Genomic DNA, 18,442 nt, shown 5'->3' on the forward strand with positions numbered 1-18,442 from the left:
TTACTTGGATTTAATCATAGGCTAATCAGTTTAGTGTTATCATTACCTTTTTATCTTTTAATTCATAACTGAAATCCAAGGATCCGCTCAGAACTTCCAAGACATTCCTTAAGCTTTCATTTGAATCAAATGTCCCGCTTGCCAGCTTCTTACCGCTTCCCTGAAGAGTTATTTGCACATCATACCACCTTTCGAGAATTTTAGCGAGTTGATCAAAGTCAGTATCCTTGAATTTTAAAATCCCTTCAGTCCACAATATCCTATCCCGTGCATTTATCGCTGTCTTGCTCAGGTGTTCATCATTCCTGGACAGAACAGACCCTTCTCCGGGAACAAGCTGAATGGCATTCCCTTTACCCTCCTGTCTGAGCTCTACCTTTCCGGTAAGCAAGGTGACAGCTACTTTATCTTCTGTCCCAAAGGTGGATATATTAAAGGAGGTGCCTAAAGCGGTCGTCACTATGCCCTTGGATTCCACAGTAAAAGGATGTTCATGATCTTTGATCACCTCAAAAAAGCCTTCCCCTTCCAATGAAATGGACCTGTCCTGAAGAAAATCAGCCGGATAAGTCAACTTACTTGCTGAATTTAAAAACACAGTGGATCCATCAGGAAGAGTGATTTTGGTTTTTTTGCCGGCTGGATTGTAATGGGTAACTAGTTTGGTATCCAGTAACAACTCTTGTTCTTGATCAGGTCTATATTTTTCCCGGTTAACAAAAAACAGCGTTGAAAGACCAATTGCAATAAAAACCACTGCTGCCCTGGCCCAAGGAAGCCAATTTCTCCTTGAGTTGCTATCTCGCTGAACATAAGGACGTGCATAATTGGACTTGTTGTGGTTTAATTTTTCCCACAAAGCCATATGATCCCAATTATACTCCTTAGACTTAAACTTGCTGGACCATAACTGAATCAACTCTGCGGATAAGAATTCCTCTGCCTCCTGACTTTCTAAAAAGTCGAGAAATTCCTGGGCTTCTTCCCTAGTAAGCTTTCCTTCAAAAAAATCCTTAATTCTTTTATGATGATTCATCTTGCCTTTGTTCTATAGTATATACCCTCAGCAGATAATTTATACTCAAGACAAATTCAAAAAAAATTGGAAAATTTTAAATTCGACCAAAAATAGAATTGTTTTAGCCCGTCAAAAACAAATCAATTACTTCATTTAAAGCAATTATCCAAACACTTTTTGAAACAATTTCTAATTTATCGAGTCCTTCCTTAAAAAGTTTGGTGCTTCGGAATATGTGGTTTTCAACAGTTCGTCTGGAAAGATTCAATGCTTCTGATATTTCTGCTACTGATTTATTCTCAAGGTGCCGTAACTTAAATATCTGACGCTGCGCAGGGGGAAGTTTCTCAATAAGCTCCAATGATAGATTATGAAATTCAGCGTATATCAAATCACTGTCTGCGCTGAAGTTCGTGACCTGTTGTAAAAGTGGAATCTGATATTCCTGGAATGCAAAAAAACGTGCTTGTTTCTTTAACTGGTTTATAACCCTAGACCTTAAAATCGCAAATATATAAGCATTAATAGACAACTCTGGATCCAGTTTAGCCCTGTTTTTCCATATTTTCAAAAATACTTCCTGAACCACTCCTTCTGCATCCTCATGCCCAAGCCCCATTTTTCTGGTGATGTTGTAAACTTTTACAGAAAACAGCTCATAAAGATTTTTAAAGCATGCCTCATCACCGAGAACAAGTCCTTCCACAAGTTGCTTCAAATAAGTAGAATCTTTTACCTCCAAAACCGGATAGCTTAAGTTTGTTTCACCTGCAGTAAGAAAAGGAACTATTACACTAAGTTCTTTATCAAGTAATAATGATATGATAATATTTTTTTAAAGCCAAAAAGTCAGCAAAATTGAAATTAATTAGTGACATAGTTTTCCGGTTGGAAACATTCACATGAAATTAAAACAGCAGGCTCCGTCACCTTAAAATCAAATGCCCCAACTCAGGGGTATCAAACACCCGCTCCATTTCCATTCTGACTATCTCCTCGACATCTAGTTTGATTCTTCTATAATTCCCCTCAACCTCCTCAGAAGAAATGTCCCGTACTTTGGGGATGGCCTTATAACATTCTTCTTCTTTTTTAAGGGCAGCATGATCATTGATGATTTCAGAATGAAAAGCTTTTAACCCAATCTTCTGATCAGGCGTATCCGCCACCATGCCAACAAATTCTCCCGAAGAAAGTGAGGAGATGGTAGAAGGAGGAACCGCCTGATCCAGTTGGGTGGATTTACTCACTGATGTCTCCGAACTGTTGATTGATATACTTTCTCTGTTTTGGATAATCCTTCCAAACCGTTCGGAAAGTTGCTTCGCTGTATCCCCCAGCACCTGACCACTGATGAAATTACCCACCGTGTTCATGATTACCTCTGCTTGTTCACGTCCATAATCCTTTTTAAGCTGACTGTAATCCTGCACCCCCAAGCAGGTGGCTACCATATTGGATCGTGCAGTGGCTATCAGGTTATCAATTCCATTGAAATAGATCGTGGGAAACTCATCGAAAACCAGACTGGATTTCAGTTTTCCCTTTTTGTTAACAAGTTTGACAATCCTTGAAATATATAGTGATAAGACTGCTCCATAGACCTGCTGCTTTTGGGGATTGTTTCCCATGCAGATGATTTTAGGTGCATCGGGATTGTTCAGATCGAGCGTGAATTCACTTTCCGAAAGCACAAAATAAAGCTGTGGGGAAGACAATCGTGCCATGGTAACCTTGGCACTGGCCACCTGCCCTTCCAGCTGGTCAAATGCCTTTTTGACCAATGCGGAAACAAAGGGATTGATCAGCACTTCGATTTCAGGTTCGGTACGCAGTACCGTAAAGAGTTTCTCATATTCGACCTGCATCAACTCAATCACATGGGGAAGCGTACAGTACCTCCCCCTCCTATGCTTCTTCAAAAACCAGATAATCGCAGTCAGGAAGTTAATCGGGCTTTCCACAAAGAAATCGCCCTGCTTTCTTATCCACTCCCTGTTAAGACCCAACATAATAGTACGTGCGGCTTCAGAGGCATCGGTAATATCCAACATCGCATCAGGTTCCAGAGGATTACAGCGATGGGTATGTGACAAGCGGTCAAAATTGATCGTATAGAATTCTGGTTTTATGCTATAAGCAGAAAAATTCTTTTGAAGCGTATTGTAGGCAATTCGGGAGAGGTCATCGTACTTGAAATCATACACAAACATGGAAAAACCTTTACTGATGTGTTGGGTGATCACATGGCGGATCACAAAGTAACTTTTGCCGGAACCTGGAGTACCAGCCACCAATAATGCACGGAAGGGATTGATGATGTTGATCCAAGAGTTGCGGATCTTGCTTTTCAGTCTGTATCTAGCCGGAAGATTAACCGAGTATTCATTATCCAAATACCGCTCTTCCTGAGGGAAGGTCTCATTCAGATAATTAAAAACTTCCTGATTCTGCTGGTTCTTTAGCAACCTACTCAGCAATGATCCCCCCATCAGAATAAGGGAATACCCCAGTGCGGTGAGGGTCATATAGATAATACTTAACCTTTCCTCAGTAAAAGTCAGGTAAAAAGTAATATGGCTAGTTCCGTAAATAATAGCCCCACATATGAGTGGCCATAGAACCTGAGTGAGTTTAAGTTTATCGTCCTTCTTGCCTTTTGCACCGATCAATGAAATCAGCAATAACCCCAGCGCAAAAGCTTTGGAAATATGAAATGCGCTGAACAACCCTGTATTTCTGATATTTAACAGCAGTCTCTCCCCTATGTCATGGGTTAAACCCCACTTATCAAACGAGTGATAGCAGTAATAATAAAAATGAAGGCACAATACCCCTATACTCAACTTCCTCGTGAGGTCGATGATTTTTCTAAGTCCTTCCGTGCTCTCCCCTGTCTGCATAGGTTTAAGTGTGCAGCTTCTTGCGTCTCTTCTTTTTCTTTTGCCTCAATTCATAAGGTGTCGGATCATCCGGTTGGTAAGTATTAACAATGATCCTATTGCTAGGAACTGGCGGCTTTAACAATTCATCCGAAGGAAATTCCCTAAGGTCAGGAGCACTGAATGAAATGGTGGTTTTTCGGGAAAAATATGCAGAAAGAGCGTTGGCAGAAAGCCGTTTATCCAATGATGAACCGGTGAACACAGTGCGGCTCACATTGTCAACATAAGTAACTCCATAAAGTCTGCCGTCATCATTAATCCTGAATACCGGACGGATCCCTTTGCTTCTTAGTCTGTCTGAAAGCTCTTTCTGGGAACTGCATTTATCGACCGTCTCCAAGATTGTATTCCGGAGCTCCTCCTTATATGATTTTCGCTCCTCTTTATTCCTGACAAAACACTTTTCCAGATTGGATAACGTGGGTTTCGAATAAATAGAACTGGCTTTAATAGGCACCCCAATCCTATGACCGTTTGAATCCAGTACTGAATAGATTATCCCTCTATTCTTGTACATTTCACTTTCTTTTTCCCCACGGTAAGCGCAGACATTAAATTGTCCCAACACTGCATTCAATTCAGGAATGGAAGTAAACCGATAGGTTCTGATAACTTCCCTTGTAATATTGGAAATGGCTGCCTTTGTTTCAGTCTTGCTATACGAAGCTTTCTCCAACGACTGAAGAAAATTTACTTTTTGCTTCAGCTGCTCTTCCGCTTTTACAAGATGGTATCGCTCCTCAATTTCTTTCCGGGTCTGTTCTGACCATAACTTGCCGAGGTTATGCGTTTCAATCCGTTTTCCTGAACTTGAAATATTGGTTGTGACCAGGTGAATATGTGGATGGGCAGCATCAAAGTGCTGATATAGCAGGTAAGGTTGGTTTTCAAATCCAATTCCTTTCAAATAATCAGCTGCAATCTTTTGAAGCATAAACTCATCCACTTTATCCTTTGGAGAAAAATTCAGCGAAATATGGACGGCGTTTGTTTTCGTCCTTTTATTCAATTTCTGCAGCTTTTCAAATGATTGGATCTTATCAGCCACAGAAAGATTTTTAACCGCAAATCCTCCCATCTGTACCAGTTTTGCCTGTTCAGTTTTCACTTTCTGTTCATTGTATCGGATCACTCCTCCGATAGTCTTTCCTGTAATGATTTTAGCAACCAATTAGGTTAGATTTTTCAATCCTTCAATCAAGCTATGGAGCGCCTCTATTTTTGCTTTAGTCCGCTCAAAGTGAGGGAGCATTTCCTTCACAAAAAACAGACGCTCTTTTGGATCAGCCTGCATATGAAAATAGTGGGTAATCTGGTTGATATTCACTCCGATTTTATTCAGTTCATTTCTTAGCAGTCCCAATTCTTCAAGAGTGTTCTCCAAGGATTCGTTTCGTGTATTGAGGGTTAGTTTTCTTTTGAAAAGCACGTCTCTAACAAGCTCACTTATCGTCTGACAATAGGCGGCTTTTTCGAGTAAGGAATTGAGCTTTTGCTTTTCAAGGGCAGTCAGTCTTACCGTGAGCCATATGGATTTTTCCTTAGCTGATTGTTTCATATAGGCAACAGGACTATAAAATTCGACTTCGGAGAAATTTTATGCCCACCCGCAACTCCGGCAGCGGTGGGCAAGATCGGATTGTGGCACAATCCTACATCTTGCTCATTGCAAACACGCAATGCCAAGCTTGCCCTCAGCAGAAGGTCGAGTTGATCAAGTAAGAAATTATTATTCTTGGCAAAAGCCTCAGTTTTCCAAATTCCAGACCCAATCATCAGCGGCCATCACCCAATCTCGTATAGCGGAACCCATTTCATTTCGCCAGTCCATTCCCTGGTAATAGAAATAGAAAACTTCTGCTTCGGAAGCCGGAACTTGGAGGGAGTTAAAGTAGGCTTGTACCTGCTCCAGTGATGGCGGGACATTTCTGGAAAAGTTGAGATTCTGAGCTTCGAGATTCATAACGATTATCGTTTTTGATGAAGCTCAAAAATGTGGCAGGGATGGTTGAAAAGGTCACACTGAGATCAGAAGGGGGATGGGACAATTAATTGGGAATTGGAGGGAATTCTGTATTTTCCCAAAGGATTAAAGAATAAAAAATTAAGGTTTAGAATTTTTCATAAACAAATGGCTGCCGTATGATCAAATACACAAATTTAAGAAGGTTTAATGTTTCCTGAATTGTTTCAGCAATACTATTTCACTTTGAAAAGAAACACATCCAAATGTATGAGCTATTAAAGTTTCATTGTAGTAATTCGGTAGTTATTCTATATTCTAAAAAAATGGAAGTCCTGAAGTTATAAATCCGTTTTGGTTAGGCTAACCACAATTCTTACCTGATTGTATCAGAATTGCTAAAGGAAATCAAAATAAATGTAATGATAAAAATCCTCCACACCGCTGATTGGCATATTGGTCAGCTCTTCCACGAATATGACCGTACTTATGAGCACCAACAATTCTTGGATTGGCTGACAAAATCGTTACAAGACGAACAGGTGGATGTGCTGCTGATCAGTGGTGATGTATTTGATTTGTCTAATCCTTCTGCCGCTTCCATCAGGCTATTCTACACATTCCTTAACAGGGCCACAAGAGTCAACCCCGACCTGCAGGTGGTTATTACCGCAGGCAACCACGATTCCGCGTCACGCCTGGAATCACCCAAACCGCTTTTGGAGTCATCCAATATCCATATTGTCGGGCTGGTCGAAAAAGATGAAAACGGAGAGATTGATTATAGTCAACTAATCATTCCGCTGAAAGACAAACAAGGGAATGTGAAAGCCTGGTGCATGGCCGTTCCTTTCCTGCGCATGGGAGATTACCCGGCAATACCGGATAGTGATAATCCTTATTCGGAAGGAGTCGCCACCTTTTATAAAGAAGCGTATGCATACGCACTGGCTAAAAAGCAACCCGGGCAGGCCATCATTGCGATGGGACACCTACACGCCCAACAGGCAGAGGTAAGCGAAATGGACAAAGCTGAAAGGCTCATCATGGGCGGCGTGGAATGCATTTCCGCGTACGCATTTCACGAAGATATCCGCTATGTGGCACTGGGGCATATTCATAAAGCGCAGCGAATCGGCGGAAAAGAATATGTCCGCTACTGCGGTAGCCCAATACCCATGTCATTTTCAGAACTGAATTACAAACACCAAGTAATCGTCTTTGACGTGGATAGCGAAACCCTCGGCAAAATCAAATCAATAGAAGTACCCGTATCCATACCGCTTCAGCGCATCCCTGCCGTACATAGCACGCTGACGGAGGTGATTGCCGCCCTGACACAATTACCCGAAACGGGAGACGATCCGGCATTCGCCCCGTATCTTGAAGTACGCGTATTGCTCGATGGCCCTGAACCCGCACTCCGACATAAGGTAGAGACTGCCTTAAGTGGTAAACATGTACGGCTGGCAAAAATCGATGTGCGTTACACCACCTCATCGCCGCTGGCAAATAAAGACGAAATGGTGAGCCCGGATCAACTGAACGAACTACAACCGCTGGATGTGTTTAGTAAAGTCTACCAATCCCGGTATGGCCATGCGCTGCCGGAAGAACTGCTGCAATTGTTTCACCAGGTAACCCAGAAAGTTTCCCAAACCGAATAACGGCATGAAGATATTGGCCATACGCATCAAAAACCTAGCTTCGCTCGACGGAACCACGGAAATCGACTTCACGCAGGAGCCGCTACAGTCCGCCGGTATCTTTGCGATCACCGGTCCAACGGGCGCGGGCAAATCCACCATCCTCGATGCGCTTTGCCTTGCTTTATATGCCAGAACCCCAAGATACAAACTGGCCGAAACCGGCGTTGAAATCAAGGATGTGCAAGGGAGCACCATCCTTCAGGGCGACGTCCGGGGCATACTTCGTGATGGCACAGGAGAAGGGTTTGCGGGAGTAGATTTTGTTGGTGTAGACGGTTATCACTACCGGTCTACATGGAGTGTAAGAAGAGCCCGCAACAAAGCCGATGGCAACTTGCAGGCTTACGAGATAGCACTGAAAAACACCAGTACTAATCAGGATATCCCTGGCCGGAAAACAGAATTACTACAGGAGATAGAACGGTTGGTCGGATTGAACTTCGAGCAATTTACCCGTTCGGTGCTGCTGGCTCAGGGTGATTTTACCGCCTTTCTTAAAGCCGGCAGGGACGAAAAATCTTCCTTGCTGGAGAAGCTGACCGGTACGCACGTCTATTCCGAAATTTCAAGGCATGTTTTTGAAAAACACCGGGAACAGACTCAGCAACTTCGTGAGCTCAATGTACAACGGGAAGGTATCCCCACCCTGACTTCCGGAGAATTGGATGCCTTGGAGGTACAAAAAGAAGCCACCCAATCCGCGATAAAAACACAGGAAAAATCAGTGGCTGAGTTAGGCAAAGAAATCACCTGGCACGAACAATACGTGACATTACAGTCCCATCTGGAAACCGCACGGCTGCAATATGAGCAGGGCGCCGCTGCCAAAGAAGAAGCCTTGCCGCGAGAGCGCCGGTTGCAGCAAATCATACGGGTACAGCCTGTAAGACCAACAGTCGACAACCTGCACCACACGCAAAGTCTACTCACCGATAAATCAACACAATCAGAACAGCTTATTACCCGATTAGCGGCTTTGGATCAGCAAAAAGAAACGCTCGACCTTTCCCTGCAGCAGGCAGAATCCAACCTGAATACCAGGATTCAGGAGCAGGAAGCCGCCCAGTCCCTGCTCGATGCCGCAAAGAAACTGGATACGCAACTGACCGACAAGGAGACGCAAATCCGGCAGGCAGAAGATGAAGTAAACACCGCTCTTGAAAAGCTACAACAGCACCAGGAAAAATCAACACAAACCAAGCAGGAGGCAGACCAGTTGGAAAAGGCTTTACAACAGCTCAACCAATGGAAAGAAAAGCATGCATCGCACCAGCCCATTGCCGAACAACACCAATGGATCATATCCAAGCTCAGTGATGCCGAAACCCTGCTGGACACCCTACAGCACCGGTCTTCCCTCATGGATACTGCCGAAAAGGAGATCGGTCATAACCAACAGGAAAAAGAACGGCTAGATATTGAACAAGCTTCCTTACAAGCATCCCTGCAACAGGCACAACAGGACTTCGACAGCCTACAGGCGGCATTATCCGCCCTACCCATAGCCTCCCTGGTACAGGAAAAGTCCACCATTGATGCCTCCGTGGAAGACGCCATTGCAGCTGAGGCCCATTGGAAATTGCTTTATAGCGCGCAGACAGAACGAGACACCCTTCAACAACTACTCAAAGACAACAAAAAGCAACTGGAAGACAACCTGAATCAATTAACTGCTACTGCAAAGTCGCTCGAAACGACTAGGGCACAGCGGGACACTTCACTAAGCATGCTGGAAAAAGCCCGGCTGGCCGCCGCGAAAGATGTGGAAAGCCTGCGTGCGACGCTTGAGCCGGATGAACCCTGCCCGGTTTGCGGCAGCACCACCCACCCCTATGCGACGCACAATCCGCAGCTCGATTACGTGCTCCGCCAGCTCGAAGCCAGTCACCAGGAGATAGAAACCGACTATACACAACTCCTGACGACGCATAGTAGCCTGAATCAAGCTTGTGAGCAATTGCAAAAGTCCATCGGCACACAGGACAAAGACCTGACCTTTAAAGAAAAAGCTATTCAGCAATTGGAGGAAACATGGACTTTGTTTAAAATCCATACGGCTTGTATGAAGCAGCCTGTCGGAGATAGGGCCACATGGCTTCGGCAACAACTACAGCAACAGAAAGACAGGCAACACGAGTTGCGGGAACAAATCCGGGATTACGGCACCGGGAAAGAACAACTGGAAGCGCTGAAAAACCAACGGGATGCGTGGGATAAGCAACTCACCGAAACCGACAATGCTCTGAAAGACATAGAAAGAAATCTCAAATCCCTGCAGGAGCAATTTGCAAACCATACACAGGAACAACAGTTAGCCAATGCCAACCTCGACAAAACACAGCAAAGCCTGTCCCCCTATTTCACCTCCGAACAATGGTTCCGGCATTGGAAAACCGACCCTGAGGCCTTCATACAACGTATCCGGAAATTTGCAGAGGAATGGATAACCAATGAACAACAGCTGGAAGAAGGCGTACGGCAGCAAGGTGTGCTAACCGCAACCCTGAAGGGTATACAGGAACAAGGGGATAACTTTTCGGAAGCGGTAAAGCTAAAAGAGCAGAACCTGTCTCAGCTACAAGAACAATGGAATGATCTGACGGAAAAGCGAAAGACCATTTTCGATGGGGAGTCAATATCGAAAGTGGAAGCCAACCTGAAAGAATCGGTAACCCAGACCCGGCAGAAATTGGATGAGCGAAGAGCAGAAAAGGAGACACTACAGGCCGAGCTCACCCGCACCATCACTCAAAAAGAACAGACAGAAAAAGATATTTCCACCCTGAAGCAGCAGGAAACAAACCTTGAAGCCAAAATAAAAGAATGGCTTGATGCCCATAACCGGCAACATGCCACCACGTTGACAGAATCCGAATTAATACTACTATTGAATTTTACCCAGGATTGGATAGAGGCGGAACGGGCAGCCTTGCGTACTGTGGACGATGCGGTAACACTGACCAAATCAGTATGGAGCGAGCGGAGTCATACACTGGAAAAGCATATGCAGCAACGCCTGTCAGAACGGTCACTTGACGAACTGACAACATTGCAGGATGAAGCAACCTCCACATTACGTCAATACATGCAAACCGTCAATGAAATTGGCTTCCGCCTACGGGAAGATGCCTCCAACAAACAGCGCATCGGCCAGCTTTTGCAGGACATCGAGCGGCAGTCACTGGCAGTGGACAATTGGGCAAAGCTCAATGAGATCATCGGGTCTGCCGATGGCAAGAAATTCCGGCAGATCGCCCAGGAATATACCCTGGACGTATTGCTCAGCTATGCCAATGTCCATCTGGAAGTACTGAGTAAACGCTACATATTGCAGCGTATCCCCAACTCGTTGGGCCTACAGGTATTGGATCAGGACATGGGCGATGAAGTGCGTACCGTGTATTCCCTTTCAGGTGGAGAATCCTTCCTGGTATCATTGGCTTTGGCATTGGGGCTGGCCTCGCTTTCGTCCAGTCGCATGAAGGTGGAATCCCTGTTCATCGACGAGGGCTTCGGTTCGCTCGACCCCACCACGCTCAACATCGCCATGGATGCTTTAGAAAGGCTACATAACCAGGGCCGCAAGGTGGGTGTAATATCGCACGTGCAGGAAATGACGGAGCGCATACCCATGCAGATCAAAGTGAGTAAACAGCAGAGCGGGAGGAGTAAAGTGGAGGTGTTGGGGAATATTTAATATAAAAATATAAATACATAAAAATGCATTTAGCCAAGCTTATAATACTAAATTATAGAAGTTGCCAAAATGTTCAAATTGAATTTGACGAGCAAGAACCTAATGTTCTTATTGGCATTAATGATAGTGGAAAGTCTTCAATATTAAAAGCAGCCGATCTTTTATTTAGCGATAAACCCACTTTTAGTTTTGTAAAAGATAATAGTGCTAAAAATGATTTATCAAATACCACGTTAACGCAGGAAGAATTTGATCAAGTAATCAATGGAAATCAACTGCCGATTTTGCCATATGATAGGCGACAAAGTTTTGTGATTGGTAAATTAAATGTTGGGGAGAATGAATTAACACAAGAGTTTCTCCTAACCCTATCGCCTACTGCAAGATGGGCTTTGGAGTCAAACAATTCAAATTTCTTATGGATCGCAAAAGTCTTTGACACAAGCAATAATAGCTCAAAACCATTTGTCATCCTTAATGATTTTGATACAGGGGGTGCTTATCTCGAAGCATATTCATTGACAAATGCGCAGCTAAATAAATTGGTTGCTGATTTAGAAGTTCCGAAAGAACTTCTCCAAAATGAAAACAATGCCGGTCCTCTTTCAAATATCGAAAAAGTCAGAGCTGTATATCAAGTACGACAACCTGTTTTAATCTGGCGAGAATTTAAATTTGAAAAAGGCGATAAAGAATTATTACCAATATTTAGGTATTTAGATTGGAATTGTTCTTTAGAGGAAATAAAATCATTAGCTGCTGATGCGATGAGTGGATTGGTGGAACAGCACTTAACTCCTCTAAAAGCACAGGCCAGAAATACTGCGCAAACAGTAACAGAGGGAATTAATGAAAAGCTTCAGGAAATACAGGCGGTCATTGGGGTAGATTTTCCTAGTATAACAGCTATTAAAACAAAGGTTTATATTGACTTAAAAGAGTCTATAACTGATATCGTTATAAATAAAGCTAATGCAGACGGTGATATACATTTAGATGCTCAAGGCGAAGGAATAAAAAGACAAATATGGTTTGCAATGATCAAAGCTGCTGCCATAACAGCTCATGAACAAGGTTACACACACAACAAGTTCATTTGGGCATTTGATGAACCGGAAACTCACTTGTACCCAACAGCTCAAAGACAATTATTCGAAATTATGCGAAATATTTCTGCAGGAAATGTTCAAACTATTTTGAGCACTCATTCGACCATATTCATTGACAAAACCAAATTAGATTCTATTACAGGTGTCATACAAGGAACTAACGGCTATACTGAGCTTTACGGGATAGATAACATTGACGCCATTTTTCAAAACTTAGAAATCAGGAATAGTGATTTCTTGTTCTTCAATAAGTTTTTAATTATTGAAGGCGACACAGAAGCGTATTTAATTCCTAGGCTGTATAAAATCTGGAGAGGCCACTCTCATGAAGAAGACAATATCCAAATAATCAATATTAAGGGGAAAGATAAATGGATTGAAGCAAAGCAGATTTTGGAAAATATTTTTAGAGATTTTAGAAAAGATGTAAATAACCTAGCATTTCTGTTTGACAATGATGCGTCTTACAAAATTGGGCAAGCCGCAATTACAGAGAACATGTTTTTTGTTGGCAAACAAGATATTGAAGATAGCATAGACTCTGCTGTATGGGTAAATATTTGTAATAATAGACTAGAGCAATGGGAAATTACAGTCTCAATAGAAGAAATTAACGCAATAAAGGAAGCTATTCCTAATAATCGTTTTGCAAATAATAATGAAAAATTCTATCCACAATTACAAAGGCTTCTAAAAGAAAGAGTAAGTGTTCATATTGAAGAACCGTTGACCTATAGTCTATTATCTGATAAAGGAACAGATTCCGGAGACATGATCTTGAGTTATATATCTACTGCAGATATGATTGATTCACAGATTATTGCGGCATTTGAAAGATTAAACAATAACTAATCATAAAAAAATGAATTATGGAAAGATATGGAAATAAGAGCGGAGATTCAGGAGTTTATGCGTATGAAATTGACATGGATTATATTAGGGTACAGTTCTTCGTAACGTCCCGCACTTATACTTACAGTTATAGAAAATCCGGCAGTACACATGTTGAGAACATGAAGCAGTTGGCTCGCTATGGCAGTGGATTGAATAACTATATTAAGAGGCACACAAAATATTTGTATGACCAATTATTCGTTCAGGAGTAAAGATATACAGCTTACGTAAACCAGATTCAAAAACGATGGTAATCGCATATGAAAATAACCAACATTAAGCTCAAAGGCTTTAGAAACTTTAAAGACTCCACAATAAACGTTTCCGAGAAAACACTCATAATCGGCACAAACGATATTGGGAAATCCAATATGCTATATGCAATGCGCATACTGTTAGACAGAAGCCTCTCTGAGTGGGATATCGAACCAAAGGATTCCGATTTCTATTGTCATGAGGATACGAAGGAACTTAGCATTACAATTAAATTTGAAGAAGTAACAGAAGATTGTGTTCTTTCAAAACTTCCGGGAAAAATTAGTAATGCCGGTGTGTTATACCTTTCCTATAAAGCATGGAAAGAAAACCATGAGTACAAATTTTACGCCGGGTTCAAAGAAAACCAGCTAGAAGAAATACAGGAAAGATTCTATCGGAAAGTGCTTCATATAAAATATATAAGCAGCAACCGGGATTTACACAGCTATATAAAAAGAGAGAAGCGAAATCTCCTGAAAGATGCGCAGGAAAAGAGGTCCGATGCAGAGGTAACAACAGATGATAAAAGCCTGTTGGAAATTGAAAAAGGGTTACTTTCTACCAATGAAAAGGTATCTAAACTCTCCTATGTTAGCAGAGCAACCGAAGCTATCAATACAGAGCTGCAGGAACTATCCTTTCATCATGCAGGACAGGAGGTTATATTTGATGTGGGCAGTTCTGATGTAAACAGTTTCGTTGAAAATTTACATCTGGCTTCAAAAGTCAATAATGCAAATTTGGCAATAGGCGGAGATGGACGCAACAACCAAATCTTTTTGGCACTATGGGCAGCCAGAAATGAAATTCAGGAAGATAACCCTTTAGAAGTCACCTTTTACTGTATTGAAGAACCTGAAGCACATCTGCATCCGCACCAACAAAGGAAACTGGCTGAATACCTGATTAAGACACTAAAAGGACAAGTTTTCATTACCTCACACTCACCGCAAATTGCATCTGAGTTTTCGGCAAATTCAATTGTCCGGTTATTACAGAAGGGTAAGAGTACAAAAGCTGCCAGCGAAGGTTGCAGCCATATCATCGAAGAAGCTGTTTACAATTTTGGTTATAGACTAAATGTTATAGCGGCAGAAGCCTTTTTTGCCAATGCTGTACTTTTAGTGGAAGGGCCGTCTGAAATTCTATTTTATAAAGTCCTAGCGCGTGAATTGGGAATTGACCTGGACAGGCTTAACATCAGCATTCTAATGGCAGATGGCGTAGGATTTGAAACATTTGTAAAAATATTACACGCCTTGGAGATCGAATGGGTAATCAGGACAGATAATGATGTGTTTAAGATACCTAAAAAGGCAGAATATAGGCTTGCCGGAATTCAGCGCGCTTTATCAATTTATAAGAATAACTGTAAGAAAGCTCAAAACGTTGAGAAGCTCATTGTCTCTCATGAGAAGCTATTAAGTGGTTTTGCTATAGAAGTCCCACCAGCAAATAATTTAGATGCTGCCAATAAGTTCAGAATACAATTAGAAGGGTATGATATTTTTATTTCCCAGAAAGACTTGGAAAATGACATGTTGAGTCAAAGTCTTGAAGCCAGCATTCTGGCTCATCTTGGCGTAGATGATAAACAGGAAGCGTTAAAAGCTATGCAGAGAAGAAAGGCAACATTCATGTTTGAGTTTTTACGTAAACAATCCGGAAAATTAAAACTTTTGAGGAAATCAGAATTAGCCAAACCGCTATTTGCTTGTAAAAAACGTATTGAGAAAAATGTATGAAGCCGACAGCACAACAGGAAAAAATTATTGATGCGCCCGGTAGTCTAGTTATTGTCGCTAATCCAGGTAGTGGGAAAACATTTGTTCTATCTGAGAAAATAAAGAAAATACTCCCGGGCACAATCGAGATTAAAGGCGTAATAGCGATATCGTACACTAACAAGGCTTCTCATGAATTAAGAACTAGATGCTTAAAGGAAGGGCTGGCTCCTAAAGCATCATTTTTCGGAACTATGGACAAATTCTATTTGTCCGAAATTATTATTCCGTTTGCAAAACAGCTTTTTGGTATTCCCAAAATAGAAGTCGGTATTGTAAGAAGGAGTGATCTGAAAGACGATATTAAGGAAGAACTTAATTGGCTAGATAATGAGATTGATCCGGAGCATATGCCTCAAGAGCATATTGGCTTTTTAAAGAAGTTGTTTTTGCAGGGAAAAGTGGTGTTAGAATCAGTAGGCTTGTTGTCTATTTACATATTTAATAATAGCAAGGCTTGCCGCAACTACATTAAAGCCAGGTACACCTACATAATCATCGATGAATATCAGGATACAGGTAAGGAGCAACATCTGCTCTTTTTAAAAATTATGAAGCTGGGATTATCTGCAATTGCGGTAGGAGATGCCAATCAATCCATTTTTAAATTTTCAGGAAAAAGTTCAGAATACCTGATCAATTTAGCAAAGAGAAAAGAAGATTTTACGCTTTTTCCGCTTGATTACAATCACAGGTGTGATGCGTCTATCATTAACTATTCTCTCCTTTTACTGAACGAAGATGCTGAACTACTCCCGTATAAAGAAATCCATGTTTTTGAAAAGCAAGTACAGGGAAATGAAATTCAAATTGCTGAATGGCTAACAAAATCAATGGCTCAGTATATTAGAAAATATAATATTTACAAGGAAAACAAAATAGGCATCCTTGTTCGTAACAGCAGAACAGGAACACTGATACATAACAATATAAGACTTCCTCATAAGTATTTTGAAGCTACGCCATTAGATGAAGATTTTACAATATGGTCTGGACTTTTCAAAGAATTACTTTCCATCGTATTTGATAAAAAGCTATCGAAAACAGCATTTGTAGAAAATTATATCAGTGCCGATATAAACCGCTTTAAGGTAAAAGAAGTATTAAAACAGATCAGGAGGTTAGAAGCGGAATTGGCTGCTCCACATTTTGATGTGGTTTCAGCTATCAGCTTAGCGGATAGCATTGCGGCAAATCTTCATCCGACCGGAAAAAATGCTAATTCTATTGATCTATTGAAGGAAGTATTATCAGATTCCAGGTTGCTGGAGTCATATAAGCCTGCTGCTGATAACGAAATACAAATAATGACCTTGCATAAATCTAAGGGATTGGAGTTTGATATAGTTTTTCACTTAGATCTGTATGAGTGGATACTCCCTAAAAAGGAAATCCAAGATCATCAAAGCTTATTTTCAGATCTTACTCAGGATATTAATCTTCATTATGTGGGAATAACCCGGGCAAAAAAATGTTGTGTTTTATGTCATAGCACCAAAAGAACAAATTATAAGCAGGAGCAAAAAAACGGGAACTCATCGGAATTTTTACAATTCAATGCATTACAAAGTAAGAGAATCCCTTCACCTTTTTAAAAATTCCAGTAATCTTAAATATATACATAGATAAACCAACGTCAATAAAATCCGAAGACCGATTTCAACGCTACGAATCTTCAAAGCGTATAGCATCCGTTATTGCTAAGCCTAGGATCGATAAATCTCTAATTATAGGAATTTATGACAACGTATTTATCGAACTGTTCTGGGAAATCATAAGTGCGAAAAAATTCTATTTAAATTCTCCGGCTGACAGATTGGATCTAAATGCACAGGTAGCCAAATACTTCGGTTACTACAACCATCGCAGAAAACAAACTAGCCCAAGTGACGACACTCCATCGGGATCCTACCCTCTGATTATCATTAAGTTGATAAGTGAGAATAAATGGACAGATATTTCTCTTAAGTACTAATTCGAAGCAATTAATCGAATTTAGAAAAACCTGAACAACCTGCATAAAAGCTCCAGATCCTCCTCAAAAGAGTTCGACTTTTATACATTGTAGTGGAATTGTGGCGTACTATAGAGCGGAATATCCACCGCCAACTCCACCTGACGAGACACATACATTAAAATTATTTTTATAGGTGTCTAAGGCCATATTATGATTAATCATAATAATCAAATGATTTTGGGTTGGTGGAAACGCTTAAAGCAGAAGTCTCAGCCTACCTTGTTAGCCTACGGGTCCATAAAAACGTCCCAATGCCCATAAATCTTCTTTTAAATGGTTCGAAAACACTTTAGTTGCGTCCAAAATCCAAGCATTAACCCGGATTATCTAAAGCCTTATTTCTGAATCCAGTTTCAAAACTCTTTCAAAATCTTCCATAAATTGGTTCGATATAACTATGGCTTTGCCAGCTCCAAAATCCAAGCATTAACTCTAATTATCTAAAGTCTTATTTCTGAATCCAGCTTCAAAACCCTTTCAAAATCTTCCATAAATTGGTTCGATATAACTATGGCTTTGCCATAAAATGTAATTTGAAACCGTCACTGGATTTTGATAAAACCCTATTTTTAGAGATATATGAACATGTGAAATTTGAGCCAATGATTTTCTGTGCGAAATATTTTTCATCAAGTCTACATTTGATTAAAAGAAAAATTTAGATTCCTTTGTATAAGGTGCATCCTATATCCACGATTATAGCCCGGTTTCTACTTAGCATGTTCTGCTTGTTCATGCTGCATCAATTGGCACCCCACTCCCATCATCAGCATGGGATAAAGGATATTTCAGATCATCATCACAATAATAGTACGCATGATCATCATTCCGAAGAAAAGAGCTCTTTAGACTTTCTTTCTTTACTTTTTGCTTATCATGCACATTCACAACTGCCAGCTGATCACTCTCTTTCTCAGGTACAGCATTCCGAAAACCATGTAACTAAAAGCAAAGAGCAAAAAACGGTTCCGGAGTTTTACCGTTTATTGGTTGAGGGAGTAAGTCCTCCCTTAAAAACCAATGTCCCTGAATTGTTGGGGATAATTAA

At 41.2% G+C, this 18,442-nt stretch carries 11 protein-coding genes; 5 read left to right on the plus strand and 6 right to left on the minus strand.

Going from position 1 to position 18,442, the window contains the following annotated elements; genetic code table 11:
- Positions 1–25: 25 nt before the first annotated feature.
- The 6 genes from ID165_RS14725 to ID165_RS14750 form a co-directional block, all read right to left on the minus strand.
- On the minus strand, positions 26–1,036 hold the full coding sequence (locus ID165_RS14725) for a FecR family protein (RefSeq protein ID WP_192085591.1): 1,011 nt from the start codon (positions 1,034–1,036) through the stop codon (positions 26–28).
- Positions 1,037–1,139: 103 nt separating this feature from the next.
- Positions 1,140–1,760, minus strand: a complete 621-nt coding sequence (locus ID165_RS14730) for an RNA polymerase sigma factor (protein ID WP_192085593.1) — start codon at positions 1,758–1,760, stop codon at positions 1,140–1,142.
- A 184-nt stretch (positions 1,761–1,944) separates the two neighbouring features.
- Complete coding sequence (mobC, locus tag ID165_RS14735; protein WP_192085595.1) at positions 1,945–3,921, minus strand: conjugal transfer protein MobC; 1,977 nt, start codon at positions 3,919–3,921, stop codon at positions 1,945–1,947.
- Between the two features lie 4 nt (positions 3,922–3,925).
- Positions 3,926–5,134 (minus strand): relaxase/mobilization nuclease domain-containing protein, encoded by a 1,209-nt coding sequence (locus ID165_RS14740; protein WP_192085597.1) that lies wholly within the window; start codon positions 5,132–5,134, stop codon positions 3,926–3,928.
- Positions 5,135–5,521 (minus strand): plasmid mobilization relaxosome protein MobC, encoded by a 387-nt coding sequence (gene mobC / locus ID165_RS14745; protein ID WP_192085599.1) that lies wholly within the window; start codon positions 5,519–5,521, stop codon positions 5,135–5,137.
- Positions 5,522–5,710: 189 nt separating this feature from the next.
- The gene (locus ID165_RS14750; protein ID WP_192085601.1) at positions 5,711–5,926 is read right to left on the minus strand and encodes a hypothetical protein; all 216 of its coding nucleotides are present in this window, start codon (positions 5,924–5,926) and stop codon (positions 5,711–5,713) included.
- 422 nt (positions 5,927–6,348) lie between these two features.
- On the opposite strand from ID165_RS14750, the gene ID165_RS14755 reads away from it, so the two are divergent.
- The 5 genes from ID165_RS14755 to ID165_RS14775 all read left to right on the plus strand — a co-directional run bounded on the left by ID165_RS14755 (position 6,349) and on the right by ID165_RS14775 (position 16,972).
- On the plus strand, positions 6,349–7,593 hold the full coding sequence (locus ID165_RS14755; RefSeq protein ID WP_192085603.1) for an exonuclease SbcCD subunit D C-terminal domain-containing protein: 1,245 nt from the start codon (positions 6,349–6,351) through the stop codon (positions 7,591–7,593).
- Between the two features lie 4 nt (positions 7,594–7,597).
- A complete protein-coding gene (locus ID165_RS14760; RefSeq protein WP_192085605.1) occupies positions 7,598–11,332 on the plus strand; it encodes an AAA family ATPase in 3,735 nt (1,244 codons plus the stop codon).
- Between the two features lie 23 nt (positions 11,333–11,355).
- Positions 11,356–13,293: an ATP-dependent endonuclease gene (locus tag ID165_RS14765; RefSeq protein ID WP_192085607.1), complete on the plus strand. Its 1,938-nt coding sequence runs from the start codon at positions 11,356–11,358 to the stop codon at positions 13,291–13,293.
- 302 nt (positions 13,294–13,595) lie between these two features.
- Positions 13,596–15,338 (plus strand): ATP-dependent endonuclease, encoded by a 1,743-nt coding sequence (locus ID165_RS14770; RefSeq protein WP_192085609.1) that lies wholly within the window; start codon positions 13,596–13,598, stop codon positions 15,336–15,338.
- Positions 15,335–16,972, plus strand: coding sequence for a UvrD-helicase domain-containing protein (locus ID165_RS14775; protein WP_192085611.1), 1,638 nt, complete (start codon positions 15,335–15,337; stop codon positions 16,970–16,972). Before ID165_RS14770 ends, ID165_RS14775 begins: the two co-directional genes overlap by 4 nt.
- Positions 16,973–18,442: the final 1,470 nt, after the last annotated feature.

Origin of the sequence: Algoriphagus sp. Y33, assembly GCF_014838715.1 — a bacterium.
Classification (GTDB): Bacteria; Bacteroidota; Bacteroidia; order Cytophagales; family Cyclobacteriaceae; genus Algoriphagus.

Coding starts and splice junctions, on each gene's coding strand:
- ID165_RS14725 (WP_192085591.1), bottom strand. CDS start 1,036: ATGAATCATCATAAAAGAATTAAGGATTTTTTTGAAGGAAAGCTTACT.
- mobC (WP_192085595.1), bottom strand. CDS start 3,921: ATGCAGACAGGGGAGAGCACGGAAGGACTTAGAAAAATCATCGACCTC.
- mobC (WP_192085599.1), bottom strand. CDS start 5,521: ATGAAACAATCAGCTAAGGAAAAATCCATATGGCTCACGGTAAGACTG.
- ID165_RS14750 (WP_192085601.1), bottom strand. CDS start 5,926: ATGAATCTCGAAGCTCAGAATCTCAACTTTTCCAGAAATGTCCCGCCA.
- ID165_RS14755 (WP_192085603.1), top strand. CDS start 6,349: ATGATAAAAATCCTCCACACCGCTGATTGGCATATTGGTCAGCTCTTC.
- ID165_RS14760 (WP_192085605.1), top strand. CDS start 7,598: ATGAAGATATTGGCCATACGCATCAAAAACCTAGCTTCGCTCGACGGA.
- ID165_RS14765 (WP_192085607.1), top strand. CDS start 11,356: ATGCATTTAGCCAAGCTTATAATACTAAATTATAGAAGTTGCCAAAAT.
- ID165_RS14770 (WP_192085609.1), top strand. CDS start 13,596: ATGAAAATAACCAACATTAAGCTCAAAGGCTTTAGAAACTTTAAAGAC.
- ID165_RS14775 (WP_192085611.1), top strand. CDS start 15,335: ATGAAGCCGACAGCACAACAGGAAAAAATTATTGATGCGCCCGGTAGT.